This window comes from Thermus altitudinis, assembly GCF_022760835.1.
GTDB classification, from domain to species: Bacteria; Deinococcota; Deinococci; order Deinococcales; family Thermaceae; genus Thermus; species Thermus altitudinis.
The window spans coordinates 1-16,072 of record NZ_JAKTNQ010000039.1 but is presented as its reverse complement, the minus strand read 5'-3'; the positions used below and the strand labels follow the sequence as shown (position 1 = coordinate 16,072).

General features: G+C 65.5%; 13 protein-coding genes and 1 pseudogene. 8 read left to right on the top strand and 6 right to left on the bottom strand.

From position 1 onward, the window contains the following. Nucleotides 1-74: 74 nt before the first annotated feature. Nucleotides 75-1,814, top strand: a pseudogene (locus tag L0D16_RS11150) (DNA internalization-related competence protein ComEC/Rec2); the annotation flags it as partial. Here the strand turns inward: L0D16_RS11150 and L0D16_RS11145 are convergent. Genes L0D16_RS11145 through mnmG form a run of 4 tightly spaced genes read right to left on the bottom strand, consistent with a single transcriptional unit; the run spans nucleotide 1,802 to nucleotide 5,923 of the window. Continuing rightward, nucleotides 1,802-2,614, bottom strand: a complete 813-nt coding sequence (locus tag L0D16_RS11145) for a ParB/RepB/Spo0J family partition protein (protein WP_243032087.1) — start codon at nucleotides 2,612-2,614, stop codon at nucleotides 1,802-1,804. The pseudogene L0D16_RS11150 and the gene L0D16_RS11145 sit on opposite strands and share 13 nt — an antisense overlap. Then, the gene (gene soj / locus L0D16_RS11140) at nucleotides 2,598-3,350 is read right to left on the bottom strand and encodes a chromosome-partitioning ATPase Soj (RefSeq protein ID WP_243032079.1); all 753 of its coding nucleotides are present in this window, start codon (nucleotides 3,348-3,350) and stop codon (nucleotides 2,598-2,600) included. The genes L0D16_RS11145 and soj overlap by 17 nt, the downstream gene beginning before the upstream one ends. Further along, nucleotides 3,344-4,072, bottom strand: coding sequence for a 16S rRNA (guanine(527)-N(7))-methyltransferase RsmG (rsmG, locus tag L0D16_RS11135; protein WP_243032070.1), 729 nt, complete (start codon nucleotides 4,070-4,072; stop codon nucleotides 3,344-3,346). The genes soj and rsmG overlap by 7 nt, the downstream gene beginning before the upstream one ends. A gap of 36 nt (nucleotides 4,073-4,108) precedes the next feature. Then, the gene (gene mnmG / locus L0D16_RS11130; RefSeq protein WP_279231383.1) at nucleotides 4,109-5,923 is read right to left on the bottom strand and encodes a tRNA uridine-5-carboxymethylaminomethyl(34) synthesis enzyme MnmG; all 1,815 of its coding nucleotides are present in this window, start codon (nucleotides 5,921-5,923) and stop codon (nucleotides 4,109-4,111) included. Nucleotides 5,924-5,967: 44 nt separating this feature from the next. Between mnmG and dnaA the strand changes: the two genes are divergently transcribed. Genes dnaA through pyk form a run of 5 tightly spaced genes read left to right on the top strand, consistent with a single transcriptional unit; the run spans nucleotide 5,968 to nucleotide 11,463 of the window. Next, a complete protein-coding gene (dnaA, locus tag L0D16_RS11125; protein ID WP_243032066.1) occupies nucleotides 5,968-7,281 on the top strand; it encodes a chromosomal replication initiator protein DnaA in 1,314 nt (437 codons plus the stop codon). Then, entirely contained in the window at nucleotides 7,278-7,586 is a 309-nt protein-coding gene (locus tag L0D16_RS11120) for a hypothetical protein (protein WP_243032054.1), read from the top strand. The genes dnaA and L0D16_RS11120 overlap by 4 nt, the downstream gene beginning before the upstream one ends. Further along, nucleotides 7,583-8,731, top strand: coding sequence for a DNA polymerase III subunit beta (gene dnaN / locus L0D16_RS11115; RefSeq protein WP_243032050.1), 1,149 nt, complete (start codon nucleotides 7,583-7,585; stop codon nucleotides 8,729-8,731). Before L0D16_RS11120 ends, dnaN begins: the two co-directional genes overlap by 4 nt. Before the next feature lie 52 nt (nucleotides 8,732-8,783). Then, nucleotides 8,784-10,052: a phosphopyruvate hydratase gene (eno, locus tag L0D16_RS11110; protein WP_243032048.1), complete on the top strand. Its 1,269-nt coding sequence runs from the start codon at nucleotides 8,784-8,786 to the stop codon at nucleotides 10,050-10,052. Continuing rightward, on the top strand, nucleotides 10,039-11,463 hold the full coding sequence (gene pyk, locus L0D16_RS11105) for a pyruvate kinase (protein ID WP_243032090.1): 1,425 nt from the start codon (nucleotides 10,039-10,041) through the stop codon (nucleotides 11,461-11,463). Before eno ends, pyk begins: the two co-directional genes overlap by 14 nt. 96 nt (nucleotides 11,464-11,559) lie before the next feature. Here pyk and L0D16_RS11100 read toward each other — a convergent pair whose 3' ends face one another. Together L0D16_RS11100 and rtcB are read right to left on the bottom strand one after the other, a co-directional pair. Then, nucleotides 11,560-13,047, bottom strand: coding sequence for a phosphodiester glycosidase family protein (locus L0D16_RS11100; RefSeq protein ID WP_243032039.1), 1,488 nt, complete (start codon nucleotides 13,045-13,047; stop codon nucleotides 11,560-11,562). A 45-nt stretch (nucleotides 13,048-13,092) separates the two neighbouring features. Then, nucleotides 13,093-14,523: an RNA ligase RtcB gene (rtcB, locus tag L0D16_RS11095; protein WP_243032036.1), complete on the bottom strand. Its 1,431-nt coding sequence runs from the start codon at nucleotides 14,521-14,523 to the stop codon at nucleotides 13,093-13,095. Nucleotides 14,524-14,624: 101 nt separating this feature from the next. Between rtcB and L0D16_RS11090 the strand changes: the two genes are divergently transcribed. Then, nucleotides 14,625-15,557, top strand: a complete 933-nt coding sequence (locus L0D16_RS11090; protein ID WP_243032031.1) for a PP2C family protein-serine/threonine phosphatase — start codon at nucleotides 14,625-14,627, stop codon at nucleotides 15,555-15,557. A 21-nt stretch (nucleotides 15,558-15,578) separates the two neighbouring features. After that, nucleotides 15,579-15,992 carry a nucleoside-diphosphate kinase gene (gene ndk, locus L0D16_RS11085; protein ID WP_243032030.1) on the top strand — a complete coding sequence of 138 codons (414 nt, stop codon included), beginning with the start codon at nucleotides 15,579-15,581 and terminating at the stop codon, nucleotides 15,990-15,992. Nucleotides 15,993-16,072: the final 80 nt, after the last annotated feature.

Below are 16,072 nucleotides of genomic sequence, written 5' to 3'. Positions count from 1 at the left end.
GCCCACTGTGGGGGGTCCATGTATCCCCGGACTGAAGGTCCGGGGCATTATGGTCCCCCACAGCCCCACTTTCTCTAAGGGGCTACCTGGCCCCTCCGGAGGCCAAGCGGAACCCCGGCGGGTTTGACCAAAGGACCTGGCTCCTTGCCCAGGGGGTGAGGGGGATGTTTCACGTGGAACGGGCCAAGCCCCTGGCTCCCCTTCCCAATGCCCGCATCCCCTTCCGGGCCCGCCTAGCCCAGGGCCTAAGCCCCCTGGCCAAGGAGGTGATGGAGGGGCTCACCCTAGGGGAGAAGGGGGGACTGGAGGAAACCTATGTTTGGTTCCATAAGGCGGGCCTGGCCCATCTCCTGGCCCTTTCCGGCCTCCACGTGGGCTTCCTGGTGGGTAGCCTGGTTCTCCTCCTCACCCCTTTGGGCCGGTGGCGGCACCTCCTGGCCCTCCTAGCGCTACCCCTCTCTCTGTGGCTGGCTGGTCCCACCCCTTCTCTGGTGCGGGCCAGCCTGATGGCCGGGGTCTCCCTCTTGGGCCTCTTCCTGGGCCTGGGAACGGCCGGGGTGCTCCAGGCTCTGGGCATGGCCCTTTTCCTCCAACTTCTCTGGCTTCCCCAAAGCCTCCTGAGCCTTTCCCTCCAGCTTTCCTATCTGGCGGTGCTGGGCATCGCCCTGGCCCTGCCGCCCCTTCGCCCTCCCCCAACGTTCAGGGGCTACCTCGTGGGCCCCCTCCTGGCCAGCCTGGGGGCCCAGGCCCTTTTGGCCCCCCTACTCCTTCACCGCTTTGGCTTCCTCCCCCTGCTCTCCCCCCTCAGCAACCTCCTGGCCCTGCCCCTGGTGGCCCTCCTGGTACCCCTAGGCGTCCTTAAGCTCCTCCTGGGTGGGCTCCTCGCCCCCCCGGTGGAACCCTTGGCCCAGGCCCTCGTCCTTGTCGCCCGCTGGGCCGGCCAAGGCCCCCTGCTTTGGTGGGGGGAGGTCTCCCCCAGAGGTTTCGCCCTCTACTACCTAGGGCTTCTACCCATATTCCTGGCCCTTTACCGCCTCCTCTCGTGGCGGCAAGCCCTTGTCCTCACCAGCCTGCCCATCCTCCTGAGCCTCCTTTCCGCCTGGCCCAAGCCCCTAGACCTTTGGGCCCTGGACGTGGGCCAGGGGGATGCCCTGCTGGCCCGGATGGGCGGAGCCGAGGTTCTGGTGGACGGAGGACGCCCCGAACAGGGGGAGAAGGTGGTGCGGGCCCTGCGGGCCCTGGGGGTAGGGGCCCTCGAGGTCCTGGTAGCCACCCATCCCGATGCCGACCACTATGGGGGCCTCCTAAGGGTGGCGGAGGAGATACCCATCGGCCTTGCCCTCCTCTCCCCGGCCTTTTCGGAAGACCATCCCCTGGTCCAGTCCCTCAAGGCCAAAGGGGTGCCCATACGCTACCCAGGAGCCGGGAGCCGTTTACGGGTGGGAAGCGGTGGCCTCGAGGTCCTCTGGCCCCCCCAGCAGCAGGCCATCGACGACCTGAGCGGCCTGGTCCTCCTCCTGGGCTTCGCCGGTCCCAAGGCCCTCCTCCTAGCGGACGTACCCGGGGAGGGGGAAAGGAAGCTGGCCTCACCCAAAGCCGAGGTGGTGAAGGTGAGCCACCACGGCTCCCGCACGGCCACAGACGAAGACCTCCTGGAGCGCATCCAGCCCCGGGTGGCCCTCATCGGCGTGGGCCGGAACCCCCACGGCCATCCCCACCCCGAGGTGCTAAAGCGCCTGGCCCAGCGGGGAATAACGATCTATCGCACCGACCAACACGGGGCGGTGCGGGTCCTCTTTAGCTACGCCTGGTAGCCCAGGCGCTCCAGGAGGGCCTCCAGCTCCTCCAGGGAACGGTAGTGGATGACCACCTTCCCCTTCCTTCCCCCCACCACCTTCACCGGCAGGCCCAGAAGCCGGGAAAGCTCCAGGGAAAGGGGGGAGGGTTCCTGGGCTTTGCGCTCCCGTTCGCGCAGCAGACGCTCCCGTAAGGCCTCGGCCTGGCGCACGGAAAGTCCCTTATCCAGGATCTCCTTTAGGCCCCAAAGGCGGTCCTCAGGCTCCAGCATTAAAAGGGCCCGGGCGTGGCCAGCGCTGATGAGCCCTTGGTCCAGGGCCTCCAGCACCTCCTGGGGAAGCTGAAGCAACCTTAGAGCGTTGGCCACCGTGGAACGGGCCTTACCCACCCGCTTGGCCACCTCCTCCTGGGTCAGGCCCAAACCTAGCAGGGCCTGGTAGCCCCGGGCCTCCTCCAGGGGGGTGAGGTCCTCCCGCTGGAGGTTCTCCACCAGAGCCAGCTCCAAGGCCTCCTGGTCCGTGAGGTCGCGGATAACCACGGGGACCTCGCCCAGGCCTGCCATCTCTGCGGCCCGGTACCGCCTTTCCCCTGCCACCAGTTCGTAACCCTCGCCCTTAGGGCGCACCAAGAGGGGCTGGAGCAGGCCCTTCTCCCGGATGGAAGCGGCCAGTTCCTCCAGTCCCTCCTGGGAGAACCTTCTCCTCGGCTGGTGGGGATTCGGTCGGATGGCGGAAAGGGGAAGGCGCACCACGCTTCCCCTTCCCTTGGGCAGGAGGGCCTCGAGGCCCCTCCCTAAGCCGCTAGCCTTCTTGGACACGGGCGATCACCTCCTCGGCCAGGCGGCGGTAGGCGTGGGCCCCCGGGGAGGTGGGCGCATGCTGGGCGATGGTCCTGCCGAAGCTGGGGGCTTCCGCCAGGCGCACGTTCCGGGGTACCACCGTCCAGAACACCTTCTCCCCGAAGTGGGCCCTAAGCTGGGCCTCCACCTGCTGGGACAAGAGGGTACGGCCATCGTACATGGTGATGAGGATGCCCAGTAGGCGGAGGCGGGGATTCAGCCGGGTGCGCACCTCATCCAGGGTGGTGAGCAACCCCGCCACCCCTTCCAGGGCGTAATACTCCGCCTGCACCGGGACCACCACCCCATGGGCGGCCGCAAGGGCACTTAGGGTGAGGGCGGAGAGGCTAGGAGGCACGTCCAGAAGGGTGATATCGTACTCCTCGTCCCGTAAGGCCTCCCCCAGGGCCATGGGCCTTTCCAGGAGCTCCACCGTGGCCCCCACCAGCTCCGGGGTGGCCGGCAAGAGGAAGAAGCCATCCACGGGCTGCACCAAGGCTTCCAAGGGCTCCCCCTGCAAGACCTGGTACACCCCCCGGTCGGGCCGGAGCCCCAGGCCGCTGGTGGCGTTCATCTGGGGGTCCAGGTCCACCAAGAGCACCCTCTTCCCCATGCGGGCCAGGTAGGCGGCCAGGTTGATGGCGGTGGTGGTCTTACCCACCCCCCCTTTCTGGTTCACCAGGGCGATCCGCCGCAACACCTTGGACCCTAGCATAAAGGATTTTTCTCGGGCACCCCCGGGCGCCGGGGATACCTGGCCGGGGTGGGGGCCTCCTTGGCCATCACCACCAGGTTCCGCTCCTCCTGGGCAAGGGGGAGAAGCAAGGTATGGACGCTAAGCGGACCACCCCCCAGGAGGGCCAGGGCCTTGGGCAAAGGCGCCACCTCCTCCGTCACCCTCGGCCCCTTTTGCGCCACCATATACCCCCCCAGGGAGACAAAGGGCAGGCCCAGTTCCACCAAAACACATAGGGGCGCCACTGCCCGGGCCACCACCCGCCCATAGGCCTCCCGGTGCTCGGGCAGATGGGCCAGCTCCTCGGCCCGGCCCCATAGGGGGTAGGCCCCTTTTAACCCCAGCGCCTCCACCACCTGGGCCACGAAGGCCACCTTCTTCTTGGTGGCGTCCAAAAGGGTGATCTCCAGCTCAGGCCGCACGATCTTCAAGGGAAGCCCAGGGAACCCCGCCCCTGTGCCCAGGTCTAGAACCCGGATGGCCCCCGCAAAAAGGGGTAGGGTGAGGAGGGTTAGGGAATCCAGGAAGTGCTTGACCACCACCTCCTCCTCCGTGCGCAAGGCGGTGAGGTTGGTGCGCCGGTTGGCCTCCATAAGGAGGTCGTAAAGGCGGGAGAAAGGGGAAAGGTGGGCCTCGAGGTCCAAACCTAAGGCCCGCCCTCCCTCCAGAAGAAGCTGGACGCCCTTAGGGCTCAAGCCCATTCCCGCCTCCCATGTTTCACGGGAAACATCCCCCCTCTAGTGGGCCAGCACCCTGAGGTGCACCAAGAGGGCCGTGAGGTCAGAGTCCCGTATCCCAGGAACCCGGGCCGCCTCCGCCACGGTGCGCGGCCTCACCCGGGAAAGCTTCTCCACGGCCTCCCGCGAAAGACCCGGAACCCGGGGAAACTCCAATCCCTCGGGAATGCGGAAGGCCTCCAGGTCCCTCAGCTTCTCCCGTAGCCGCTCCTGCCGCTCTATGTACCCCGCGTACTTGGCCCTGATCTCCACCTGCTGGGCTTCCTCCGGGCTAAGGGGGAGGGGAGGAGGAAACCGCTCGGCCAAAGCCCTATAGGTGTTCTCCGGCCGCCGCAACCACTGAAGGCCACTTACCCCCTCCACCCTTAACGCCTCCAGGCGCCTGAGCTCCGCCTCTATCCGCCGGTACTTCTCCTGTACCCTTACCAGATCCTCCCGGGGCCTCAGGCCCCACTCCACCGCCAGGGGCACCAGGCGCTCGTCCGCATTGTCCGCCCGACAGAGAAGGCGGAGCTCCACCCGGGAGGTCATCATCCGATAGGGCTCATCCGTTCCCCGGCCCACCAGGTCATCCACCATCACCCCCATATAGCCGCTTTCCCGGGGCAAGTGGACCTCAGGAAGACCCAGGGCAAACCGGGCCGCATTTAGGCCGGCCAGAAGCCCCTGGGCCGCCGCCTCCTCGTACCCCGAGGTACCGTTCACTTGGCCGGCGCTGAAAAGCCCGGGCAGCAATCGGGACTGCAGGCCCCGGGTGAGCTCCGTGGGATCCAGGCTGTCGTACTCCACCGCATAGGCGTACCGCTGGATCACCGCCCGCCCAAACCCCGGCAAGCTCCTCACCATCTCCTCCTGAAGCTCAGGCGGCAGGCTGGAGGAAAACCCCTGCAGGTACACCTCGCTGGTGGCGAGCCCGTCGGGCTCCACAAAGAGGAGGTGGCTTTCCTTGTCGGAAAAACGCATCACCTTGTCCTCAATGGAGGGGCAGTAGCGAGGTCCGATGCCCACAATGTCCCCCGCATAAAGAGGGGAGAGGTGCAGGTTCTCCAGGATCAGGTGGTGAGTCCGGGGCGTGGTCCGGGTCTGCCAGGTGGAGAGCCGGGTGGCATAGGGACCCGGGTTTCCGGTGAAGCTTCCCGGGGGCACCTCAGGGGGCACCACCTCCAGCTCGCCAAACTCCACGGAGTCCGCCCGGATCCTGGGTGGGGTGCCGGTTTTAAAGCGCCGCAGGGTGTGGCCCACCGCCCTCAGGCTTTGGGAGAGGAACCGCGCGGGAGGCTCCCCCTGCCGCCCCGCCGGCCGGGACCGCCGCCCATACCAAACCACCCCGCCCAAGAAGGTACCCCCCGCCACCACCACCGCCTTGGCGGCGATCCCCCGCCCGTCCACGGTGCGCACCCCAAGAAGCCTCCCCGCCTCCACCCAAAGGCCCGCCACTTCCCCCCGGATCACCTCTAGTGGCCTCTCCGCCAGGATTTCCTGGGCCTTGAGGGCGTAGAGATCCCTGTCCACCTGGACCCGCAAGCTTTGCACCGCCGGCCCCTTGGACCGGTTCAGCACCCGGGTGTGGATGGCGGTTGCGTCCGCCGCCCGGCCCATAAGGCCCCCGAGGGCGGTGAGCTCCGCCACCAGCTGGCTCTTCCCGGGCCCGCCCACCGCCGGATTGCAGGGCATCATGCCTATGCGCTCGGGGTTGATGGTGACCAGGGCCACCCGCACCCCCAAGGCTGCCGCCGCCCACGCAGCCTCAATGCCGGCATGCCCACCTCCCACCACCACCACGTCGTACCCCATCCCACCCTCCACTTTACCCAAGGCCTTGGCGTAGAATGTTCCTCCGGAAACGCGGGGGGGTAGCCTTGACCCACGAGGCCATCTGGCAACACATCCTGGAGCACATCCGTCGCAACATCACCGAGGTGGAGTTCCACACCTGGTTTGAGCGCATCCGCCCCCTGGGTATCCAGGATGGGGTGCTGCAACTGGCGGTGCCCACCTCCTTCGCCCTGGACTGGATCAGACGGCACTACGCCGAGCTGATCCAGGAAGCCCTGAGCCTCCTGGGTGCCCAAGCCCCTCGGTTTGAGCTCAAGGTGGTGCCCAGCGTGGCCGTCCAGGAGGATATCTTCCACACCCCCCCCACCCCTGAGACCGCCAAACCCAACCTCAATCCCAAATACACCTTTGAGAACTTCGTGGTGGGTCCCAACAACTCCATGGCCCATGCGGCGGCGGTGGCGGTGGCCGAGTCTCCGGGAAGGGCCTACAACCCCCTTTTCATCTACGGGGGCGTGGGCCTGGGTAAAACCCACCTCATGCACGCGGTGGGCCACTCCGTGGCCAAACGGTTCCCCCACCTGAAGATTGAGTACGTGTCCACGGAAACCTTCACCAACGAGCTCATCAACGCCATCCGTGAGGACCGCATGACGGAGTTCCGCGAGCGCTACCGCTCCGTGGACCTCCTTTTGGTGGACGACATCCAGTTCATAGCCGGCAAGGAGCGCACCCAGGAGGAGTTCTTTCACACCTTTAACGCCCTTTACGAGGCCCACAAGCAGATCATCCTCTCCTCCGACCGGCCCCCCAAGGACATCCTGACCCTCGAGGCCCGCCTAAGAAGCCGGTTTGAATGGGGCCTCATCACCGACATCCAGCCCCCCGACCTGGAAACCCGCATCGCCATCCTCAAGATGAACGCCGAACAACGGGGCCTACGCATCAGCGAGGAGGTGCTGGAGTACATCGCCCGCCAAGTGACCTCCAACATCCGCGAGCTGGAGGGGGCCCTGATGCGCACCATCGCCTATGCTTCCCTAAACGGGGTGGAGCTGACCCGGGCTGTGGCCACCAAGGCCCTTTCCGACATCTTCGCCTCCAGGGAGGTGGAGGTTGACCCCCAAGAGATCGTGCGCAAGGTGGCCGAACACTTCTCCCTCCGCCCCGAGGAGCTCCTGGGCGGGGGGAGGCGTAAGGAGGTGGTCCTGCCCCGCCAGATCGCCATGTTCCTGGTTCGCGAGCTCACCCGCTCCTCCCTACCGGAGATCGGCCAGCTTTTCGGGGGACGGGACCACACCACCGTTCTTTACGCCATCCAAAAGGTTCAGGAACTTTCGGAAAGCGACCGCGAGGTGCAGAAGCTGCTTCGCAGCCTGAAAGAGGCCCTGTCATGACCCCTGTGGATAACCTGTGGATAACCCTGTGGATAACCCGGGTTTTTCTGTGGATAACCTTGTGGACAACCTGTGGAAAACCTGGCCCCTTCTCTAGCCTGTGGATAACTGGCCAGTTATCCACAGGTTATCCACAGGCTAAGGCAAGTTATCCACAGGAGTTTTCCACATGCGGTTTGCCCTCCCTGACGGGATTTATCCCCCTTTATCCACATATCCACAGCCCCTACTACTATGACTACTATCCTTATAAAGCTTTAAAAAAGAACCTAGTAATAGCAGTAGAGAGGAGGAAGCCACAATGAAAGTAACCGTTCCTAAAAGCTTGCTTACCGAGCACGTCTCCTTGTTGGAAAGGGTCATACCCACGCGGAGCTCCAACCCCCTTTTCACCTACTTGGGCCTGGCCCTTTCCCCGGGGGTCCTGACCCTGTTTGGAACCAACGGGGAAGTGGATCTGGAGGTACGCCTCCACCTTTCCGCCGAGGGGGAGGGGCGCTTTCTGGTTCCGGCCCAGCCCTTCTTCCAACTGGTGCGCAGCCTTCCCGGGGACCAAGTGGAGCTGGCCTTTGGCGGGGAGCTTTTCCTTTCCTCGGGCTCCTTCAACACCCGGCTGAGCCTGGCGCCCGATGAGGGTTACCCGGAGTTGTTCTTCCCTAGCCATGAGGGACCCTCGGAGCCTTATCCCTTGCAGACCTTGCTTTCCGTGGAGGAGCTTCACCGGGCCCTTTCCCATGTGCGCTACGCCGCCAGCAACGAGGAATACCGCGCCATTTTCCGGGGCGTTCAGCTGGAGTTCTCCGAGAAGGGGTTGCGCTCCGTGGCCTCCGATGGGTACCGGTTGGCCCTTTACGGGCTTGCCAAGCCCCAGCCCTTCACCAAGAAGGCGGTGGTGCCCGCCCGCAGTGTGGATGAGATGGTACGGGTGCTCAAGGCCATGGGGGAAGGCGAGGTGGCCCTGGCCCTAGGCCCAGGTGTCCTGGGCTTGGCCACGGGAGGCCTGGCGGATTCCCCCCAGGGGCAGGTGCGGATGGCGGTTCGGCTTATGGAAGGGGAGTTTCCCGATTATGAGCGGGTGATCCCCAAGGAGTTTCCCTTGAAGGCCACCTTTGAGGTGGAAGCTTTCCGTGAGGCCTTGCGCCGGGTTAGCGTCCTTGCTGACCGGCAAAACCATCGGGTAGACCTCATGTTTGAGGAGGGCCGGGCCATGCTTTCCGCGGAAGGGGATTATGGGAAAAGCCGGGAGGAGATCCCGGTGCGCCTCGAGGGCCCACCCCTGGCGGTGGCCTACAATGCCCGTTACCTCCTGGAGGCCCTTTCCCCCCTATCGGGTGAGGCTAGCCTGTTCCTCTCTGGTCCCACCAGCCCAAGCCTCCTCCGTCCCCTAGAGGCTTCGGCCCGTGCTCCCGGGGAAGGGTACCAGGCGGTGGTGGTGCCCCTCAGGGTGTAAACTTTAGCCGGGATGACGGGAAGGGCTTCCATAAGCCCTACGGGAGGAATCCATGACCACAATCGTCAGCGTGAAGGCCAGGGAGGTTTTGGACTCCAGAGGCTTTCCCACGGTGGAAGCCGAGGTGGAGCTGGAGGGGGGGGCCAAGGGAAGGGCTATGGTTCCCTCCGGGGCCTCCACGGGTACCCACGAGGCCCTGGAGCTACGGGATGGGGGCCGGCGCTACCTGGGAAAGGGGGTGCGCCGGGCGGTGGAGAGCATCCAGGAGCGGATAGCCCCTGAGCTCATAGGCCTGGACGCCCTGGACCAGGAGGGGGTGGACCGGGCCATGCTAGAGCTGGACGGCACCCCCAACAAGGCCAACCTGGGGGCCAACGCCGTCCTGGCGGTTTCCCTGGCCACGGCCCGGGCGGCGGCGGAGGCCTTGGGCTTGCCTCTATACCGCTACCTGGGGGGCGTGCAAGGGGCGGTCCTGCCCGTTCCCCTCATGAACGTGATCAACGGGGGAAAGCATGCCGATAACCGGGTGGATTTCCAGGAGTTCATGTTGGTGCCCGCAGGGGTGGAGAGTTTTTCCGAGGCCCTGCGGGTGGGGGCTGAGGTCTTTCACACCCTAAAGGGGGTGCTGAAGGAGAAGGGGTACAGCACCAACGTGGGGGATGAGGGGGGTTTTGCCCCGGACCTCAAGAGCAACGAGGAGGCCGTGGAGCTCCTTCTCTTGGCCATCGAGCGGGCAGGCTATACCCCGGGCCAGGAGGTGTCCTTGGCCCTGGATCCGGCGGCCAGCGAGCTTTACCGGGAAGGCAGGTACCACCTGGAGGGGGAAGGCCGGGTCCTTTCCTCGGAGGAGATGGTGGAGTTCTGGGCCTCCTGGGTGGAGAAGTACCCGATCCGCTCCATAGAGGACGGTCTGGCGGAGGACGACTGGGAAGGCTGGCGGCTTCTTACCGAGCGCCTGGGTAGCCGTATCCAACTGGTGGGGGACGATCTTTTCGTTACCCATCCCCAAAGGCTCCGCCAGGGGATTGAGAGGGGGGTGGCCAACGCCATCTTGGTGAAGGTGAACCAGATCGGTACCCTTTCCGAGACCCTCGAGGCCATCCGCCTGGCCCAGCGCTCCGGCTACCGGGCGGTGATCAGCCACCGTTCCGGGGAGACCGAGGACAGCTTCATCGCCGACCTTGCGGTGGCGGTGAACGCCGGCCAGATCAAGACGGGTTCCCTCTCCCGGTCGGATCGCCTTGCCAAGTACAACCAGCTCCTGCGCATTGAGGAGGAGCTAGGGCGTGCGGCGCGCTTTCTCGGATATGAAGCCTTTTAAGCGCACCAAGATCGTGGCCACCCTGGGGCCCGCCTCGGACTCCAAGGAGGCCATCCGGGCCTTGGCGGAGGCGGGAGCGGACGTTTTTCGCCTGAACTTCAGCCACGGAACCCACGAGGAGCACCGCCGGCGGGCGGCTTGGGTGCGGGAGGTGGGGAGGGAGCTGGGCAAAACCCTGGCCCTTCTCCAAGACCTCCAGGGGCCTAAAATCCGCATAGGCCGCTTTAAGGAGGGCCGGGTGGAGCTTAAGGTGGGCCAGCCCTTCATCCTCACCCGGGCTCCCGTGGAGGGGGACGAAGGGCGGGTTTCCCTCACCTACAAGGGGCTTCCCGAGGACGTGGCCCCTGGGCAGGTGCTCCTTCTGGACGATGGCCGCCTGCGCCTTCGGGTGGAGAGGGTCCAGGGGGACGAGATCCACACCGTGGTGGAGCTTGGGGGAGTTCTTTCCGACAGCAAGGGCATCAACGTCCCGGGTTCGGATCTTTCCATCCCTGCCCTTTCGGAAAAGGACATCCAGGACCTGGCCCTGGGGGCGGAGCTGGGGGTGGACTGGGTGGCGGTGTCCTTCGTGCGCACCCGGGATGACCTCCTTTTGGCCCGGCACTACCTGGCCCGGCACGGTTCCCGGGCCCGGCTCATGGCCAAGATAGAGAAGCCCTCCGCCGTTTACCGCTTTGAGGAGATCCTCGAGGAGGCCGACGGCATCATGGTGGCCCGGGGGGACCTGGGGGTGGAGATGCCCTTGGAGGAGGTGCCCATTGTGCAAAAGCGCCTCATCCTCAAGGCCATCGCTGCGGGCAAGCCGGTGATCACCGCCACCCAGATGCTGGAGTCCATGGTGCAGAACCCCAGCCCCACCCGGGCCGAAGCCTCGGATGTGGCCAACGCCATCTTTGACGGGACGGATGCCGTGATGCTTTCCGCAGAAACCGCCGCCGGAGCCTACCCGGTGGAGGCCGTGGCCACCATGACCCGGATCGCTCGGGTGGTGGAATCCTCCCCTGAGTTCTTGCAGAAGCTCAACGTCCTTCGCCCCGCACCCACCCCCACCACCCAGGACGCCATCGCCCAGGCGGCGGACGACATCGTGGAGGCGGTGGAGGCCCGGGCCATCGTGGTCTTTACCGCCACGGGAAGCTCCGCCAGGCGCATCGCCCGTACCCGGCCCCGGGTACCCATCCTGGCCCTCACCCCTAACCCCGAGGTGGAGCGGCAACTGGCCTTGGTCTGGGGGGTTCTCCCGCACCTGGCCCCTGACCCCCAGGACACCGACGACATGGTGCGGATCGCCTTGGAGAAGGTGAAGGCCTGTGGCCTGGCCCAGGTGGGGGAGAGGGTGGTGATCGCCGCTGGGGTGCCCTTTGGCGTGCGGGGGACCACCAACCTCATCCGGGTGGAGCGGGTGAGCTGATACCCTCCCACCCTGGCAGGGCCAGGGTGGGGCCCAGATAGGGCCTTTTTGCAGGCCCGATTCCGGACTAAGCCTTCCTGGGGGAGGAGGTCCCCTTTAGGGAGCGTAGAGGGCTAAGGCGCTCACCACCGGTCTGGGAGAGCCTTGGTAGGGACTTCTCAGCCTGCCTTTTACCCAAAGCTGGGCCGAGCCCCCTCCGTCCATCCGCAGGGCGTTCCAGGCCCCCAGGGAGAGGAGGGCCCGGGCCAGGACCCCAGGGGTGGTGGGCTCGGAAACCAAGAGCCAAAGCCTTCCCTCCCGGGTCCAGGCCACCGCCGCCTGAGGGGCCACCGCCTGAAGCGGCCTGGGATCGCGGAAGTTTTCCTGGCTCGGGTCAAAGGCGTACTGGCCTTCCCTGACCAGGAGGGGGCCGCCCTCGAGGGCGTAGCGGAAGGGCGGGTCTAGGCGGCCAAAGAGGCTTAAGGAGTCCCCTGGCCTAAGGGGGAAGGGGGGAGCCCCCTTGGGGAAGGCCAGGGCCCAGGCCCCAGGGGGAAGCTCCTGGGGGGCCTGGAGGATGGCTTGCACCCGGTCCCCCATCACCAAGGCCACTTCCTCCCCTTCCCGCCCCACGGGGCCGGGAACGGTGTAGGCGGTGTAGCGGGCGCGAGAGGTGTTAATCCCCACCCGCACCCGTTCCCCACTGGGGCCTCTTACCACCGCCTCAAACTTAGGAAATCCCATAAAGAAACTGAAGCCATCCCACAGGAGGGCCACCCGGCCATAAGGGTAGGAGACCGTCACCCCATCCTGCACCCAAAGGCCTATAAGGGTGCCGCTTTTGGGGTCAAAGTAGCCCCCGTTGAGGACCGCTAAGGCGTCCTGGGCCAAGTCCTTGGGCAGGGCCCTTGCCCCAGGCCGGCCCACGGGGATGAGCCTTCCCCGTTCCGCCTCCACCAGGTAGAGCCTTAAGGGGTCAGGGGCAAAGGCCCAGACCTCCCGGTAGCGGATTCCGGGGGCCAGGGGTTCGGCCACCTCCGGCTCCAGGGGGTACAGGTCCAGGACCAGCCGAGGGGGGTTTTCCAAGGGGAAAAGCCGGTAACGAAGCAACTTTCCCTTGGCAAAGAGGCTCAGTTCCGTGCCCGTGGGCAGAAGCCGCACCCTGGCCTCCACTCCTTTGGGCCAGGCAACCTGGAGCGTTCCCAAAGCCAGGTAGGGGAGAAGAAGGGTCAGGCGCTCGTGCCCTTGGGAGTCCTGGGGCCGGCCGGGATAGGGCTGGGTTAGTTCCAGGACCAGGCGGAAGGCCCGTCCCTGGAGGCCGTAGCGCGTCTGGGCTTCCGGCACCTGGAAGTAGCCGAGGGCCTTCAGGGCCTCGAGGGGGATCCTTTCCCCCTCGGGTGGGGGGAGGCTGGCCTCCCAGGGTTCGGCCCAGCCCACCCCCGGCACATACACGAGCCGAACCCCTCCGCCCTCGTAGACCCAGGCCCCGTTCTCCTCCCGGAAGGTGAGGCCATAGGTGCTGGCGGGAAGCAGGGTCTGGGCCAGGGAACAGGAGAAGAATAGGAGAAGGGCCAGTTCCTTCCTCCAGGGAATGCCGCTAAGCCTCATCCCTCCATGGGAGCAGATGGCGGTGAGAAAGCGCTTAGAAAGGGTTTATCCTTTCACCACAATGAGGGGCCTTAAGCGGGCCACCTTCTTACCGATCCCTGCCCCCTGGACCGCCTCCACCACCACGGAAACATCCTTGTAGGCCTCGGGCATCTCCTCGTCCACGGTGGCCTTGGTGGCCGCCCGCACCAGGATGCCCCGTTCCGCCAGCTCCTTCACCAGGTTGCGCTCCCGGGCCACCCGTTTGGCCTGGTGGCGGCTCATCTTGCGGCCGGCCCCGTGGCAGCTGGAGCCGAAGGACACCGCCATGGCCCTTTCCGTCCCCGAAAGCACATAGGAGTAGCGGCCCATGTCCCCGGGCACCAGCACAGGCTGGCCCACGTGCCGGTACTCCAAGGGGATTTCCGGGTGCCCTGGTCCGAAGGCCCGGGTAGCCCCTTTGCGGTGCACCAGGACCCTTTTTCCCCTGTGCTCCTCAAACTTGGCGTTGTTGTGGGCCAGGTCGTAGAGGACCCTTAGGCCATGCTCCCTTGGGGCAAAACCCACCACCTCAAAGGCTTCCCGCACGAAGTGGGCGATGAGCTGGCGGTTGGCGAAGGCGAAGTTGGCGGCGGCGGCCATGGCCTGGAGGTAGTCCTGGCCCTCTGGGCTCTGGATGGGGGCTGCCGCCAGCTGCTTGTCCACCAGCTCTATGCCGTAGCGAGGGGCCATTTTAAGGAATCTTTCCACATAATCCTGGCATACCTGGTGGCCCAGGCCCCGGCTTCCGGTGTGGATGAGAACGGTGATCTGGTTGGGAAAGAGGCCGAAAGCTTCGGCAACCTCTTCGTCGTAGATCTGGTCCACGTACTGGACCTCGAGGAAATGGTTCCCGCTTCCCAGGGTGCCGATCTGGGGGGCTCCCCGCTCAAAGGCCCTATCGGAAACCTTGTCGGGGTTGGCCCAGGGAAGGCGGCCCTCTGACTCAATGAAGCGGAGGTCCTCCGGGTAGCCGAAACCCCGGCGGATGAGCCACCCCGCCCCCTCCTTGAGGATTTCCTTGAGCTCTTTCTTGCTGAAGCGCACGTCCTTGCGCTCGCTCCCCACCCCCGAGGGGATGAGGCGGTAGAGGGTATCGGCCAGCTCCCGTTGCCGGGGGAGGAGGTCTTCCAAAGTGAGAGAGGAGGCCAGAAGGCGTACCCCACAGTTAATGTCAAAACCCACCCCTCCCGGGCTCACTACCCCGCCCTCCTCCGGGTCAAAGGCCGCCACCCCACCGATGGGGAAGCCGTAGCCCCAGTGGATGTCGGGCATGGCTAAGGCGGGCTCCACGATACCCGGCAGGGTGGCCACGTTCATGAGTTGCTGCAAGGAGGCGTAGTTTTCCCCCTCGAGGTCCTTAAGAATCTCCTCCGAGGCGAAGAAAACCGCATCCACCCGCATCTTCCCCTGACGGGGGATGCGGTAAGTGTAGGGGGCGATTTTCTCAAAGCGCATGGCGCCCTCCCAAAGCAAAAGACCGGGCCTTTGTGCCCGGGCGTATCTTTACGCTACCGCAGTATGCGGTATGCGTCAAGGCTATACGGTAAAATCCCCCTGTGCCCGACCTGGCCTTCGCCCTGGAAACCCATCCCGGCCTGAAGCGTCCCAAAAACGAGGACGCCGTGGGCCACGCCCTCACCCCCTGGGGTGGGGTCTTCGTGGTGGCGGACGGGATGGGGGGGCACCGCACGGGGGAGGTGGCGGCCAGGCTGGCGGTGGAGATGATCCTGGAGAACCTCCGCAATGTGGACCCAAGCCCCAGGGCCCTGCTTCAAGCCTTTGAAAAGGCCAACGAGCGCATCTATCAGGAGGCGCAACGCCCTGAGAACCGGGGCATGGGCACCACCGCCACCTGCCTCCTTCTGGACCTACCCTATGCCCTGATCGCCCACGTGGGGGACTCGAGGGCCTACCTCCTCCGGAAAGGGGAGCTCACCCTCCTCACCGAGGACCACTCCTGGGTGGCGGAAAGGGTGCGCCAGGGCCTCCTAAGCCCCGAGGAGGCCAAGACCCACCGCTGGCGCAACGTGATCACCAACGCCCTAGGCTCCTTCCCCCAGGCCCGGGTGGACCTCATGGGGCTCAAGTTAGAACCCGGGGACGTGTTTTTGTTGTGCAGCGACGGCCTATCGGGAGTTCTGGAGGACCGCACTCTTGGGGAAGTTCTAAAGAGTTTTCCTCCCGAAGAGGCGGCCAAGCGCCTGGTGGCCTTGGCCAACGAATGGGGGGGGCCGGATAACGTGAGCGCCATTGTGGTGCGCATCCCCGAGGAGCTTCCCCAGGGGGGTCGCCCTTATGCCCTGCCCCTCGAGGCGGCGGGGGGTGCCCCGGTGCGCCTCAAGCTGGGGGAGGAGCCCGAGGAACTCCCCACCCAGGTCCTGGAACCGGAGCGCCCCCGGGTGCGCCTGAACTGGCGGGATGCCCTCCTGGTGCTCCTCTGGGTGGTGGTGGTGGCCTACATCCTGCTGGGCTACTTCAAAAGGCCGTAGACCTGCTAAACTCCTAGGGGTATGGAGCGGACCTTTGTCATGGTGAAACCCGATGGCGTGCGCAGGGGTTTGGTGGGGGAGATCCTGGCCCGCTTTGAACGGAAAGGCTTTCGCATTGTGGGGCTTAAGCTTGTCCTGATCTCCCAGGAGCTGGCGGAAAGGCATTACGCCGAGCACCGGGAAAAGCCCTTCTTCCCCGGCCTGGTGAGCTTCATCACCTCGGGTCCTGTGGTAGCCATGGTTCTGGAGGGGCCAAACGCCGTGGCCGAGGTGCGGAAGATGATGGGGGCCACCCACCCCAAGGACGCCCTTCCCGGCACCATCCGCGGGGACTTCGCCACCACCATTGACGAGAACGTGATCCATGGTTCCGCAGGCCTGGAGGATGCGAAGAGGGAGATTGACCTTTTCTTCCGGCCCGAGGAACTCCTCTAGGCTTGCTTGGAGGCCCGGGTTTACAGAAAAGGGGGGTGTGGGGGGCCATAATGCCCCGGACCTTCAGTCCGGGGATACAT

Excerpts from the sequence above, each read along its gene's own strand:
- soj (WP_243032079.1), bottom strand. The coding sequence starts at position 3,350 with ATGCTAGGGTCCAAGGTGTTGCGGCGGATCGCCCTGGTGAACCAGAAA.
- ndk (WP_243032030.1), top strand. The coding sequence starts at position 15,579 with ATGGAGCGGACCTTTGTCATGGTGAAACCCGATGGCGTGCGCAGGGGT.
- eno (WP_243032048.1), top strand. The coding sequence starts at position 8,784 with ATGACCACAATCGTCAGCGTGAAGGCCAGGGAGGTTTTGGACTCCAGA.
- L0D16_RS11120 (WP_243032054.1), top strand. The coding sequence starts at position 7,278 with ATGACCCCTGTGGATAACCTGTGGATAACCCTGTGGATAACCCGGGTT.
- pyk (WP_243032090.1), top strand. The coding sequence starts at position 10,039 with ATGAAGCCTTTTAAGCGCACCAAGATCGTGGCCACCCTGGGGCCCGCC.
- L0D16_RS11100 (WP_243032039.1), bottom strand. The coding sequence starts at position 13,047 with ATGAGGCTTAGCGGCATTCCCTGGAGGAAGGAACTGGCCCTTCTCCTA.
- rtcB (WP_243032036.1), bottom strand. The coding sequence starts at position 14,523 with ATGCGCTTTGAGAAAATCGCCCCCTACACTTACCGCATCCCCCGTCAG.
- rsmG (WP_243032070.1), bottom strand. The coding sequence starts at position 4,072 with ATGGGCTTGAGCCCTAAGGGCGTCCAGCTTCTTCTGGAGGGAGGGCGG.
- dnaN (WP_243032050.1), top strand. The coding sequence starts at position 7,583 with ATGAAAGTAACCGTTCCTAAAAGCTTGCTTACCGAGCACGTCTCCTTG.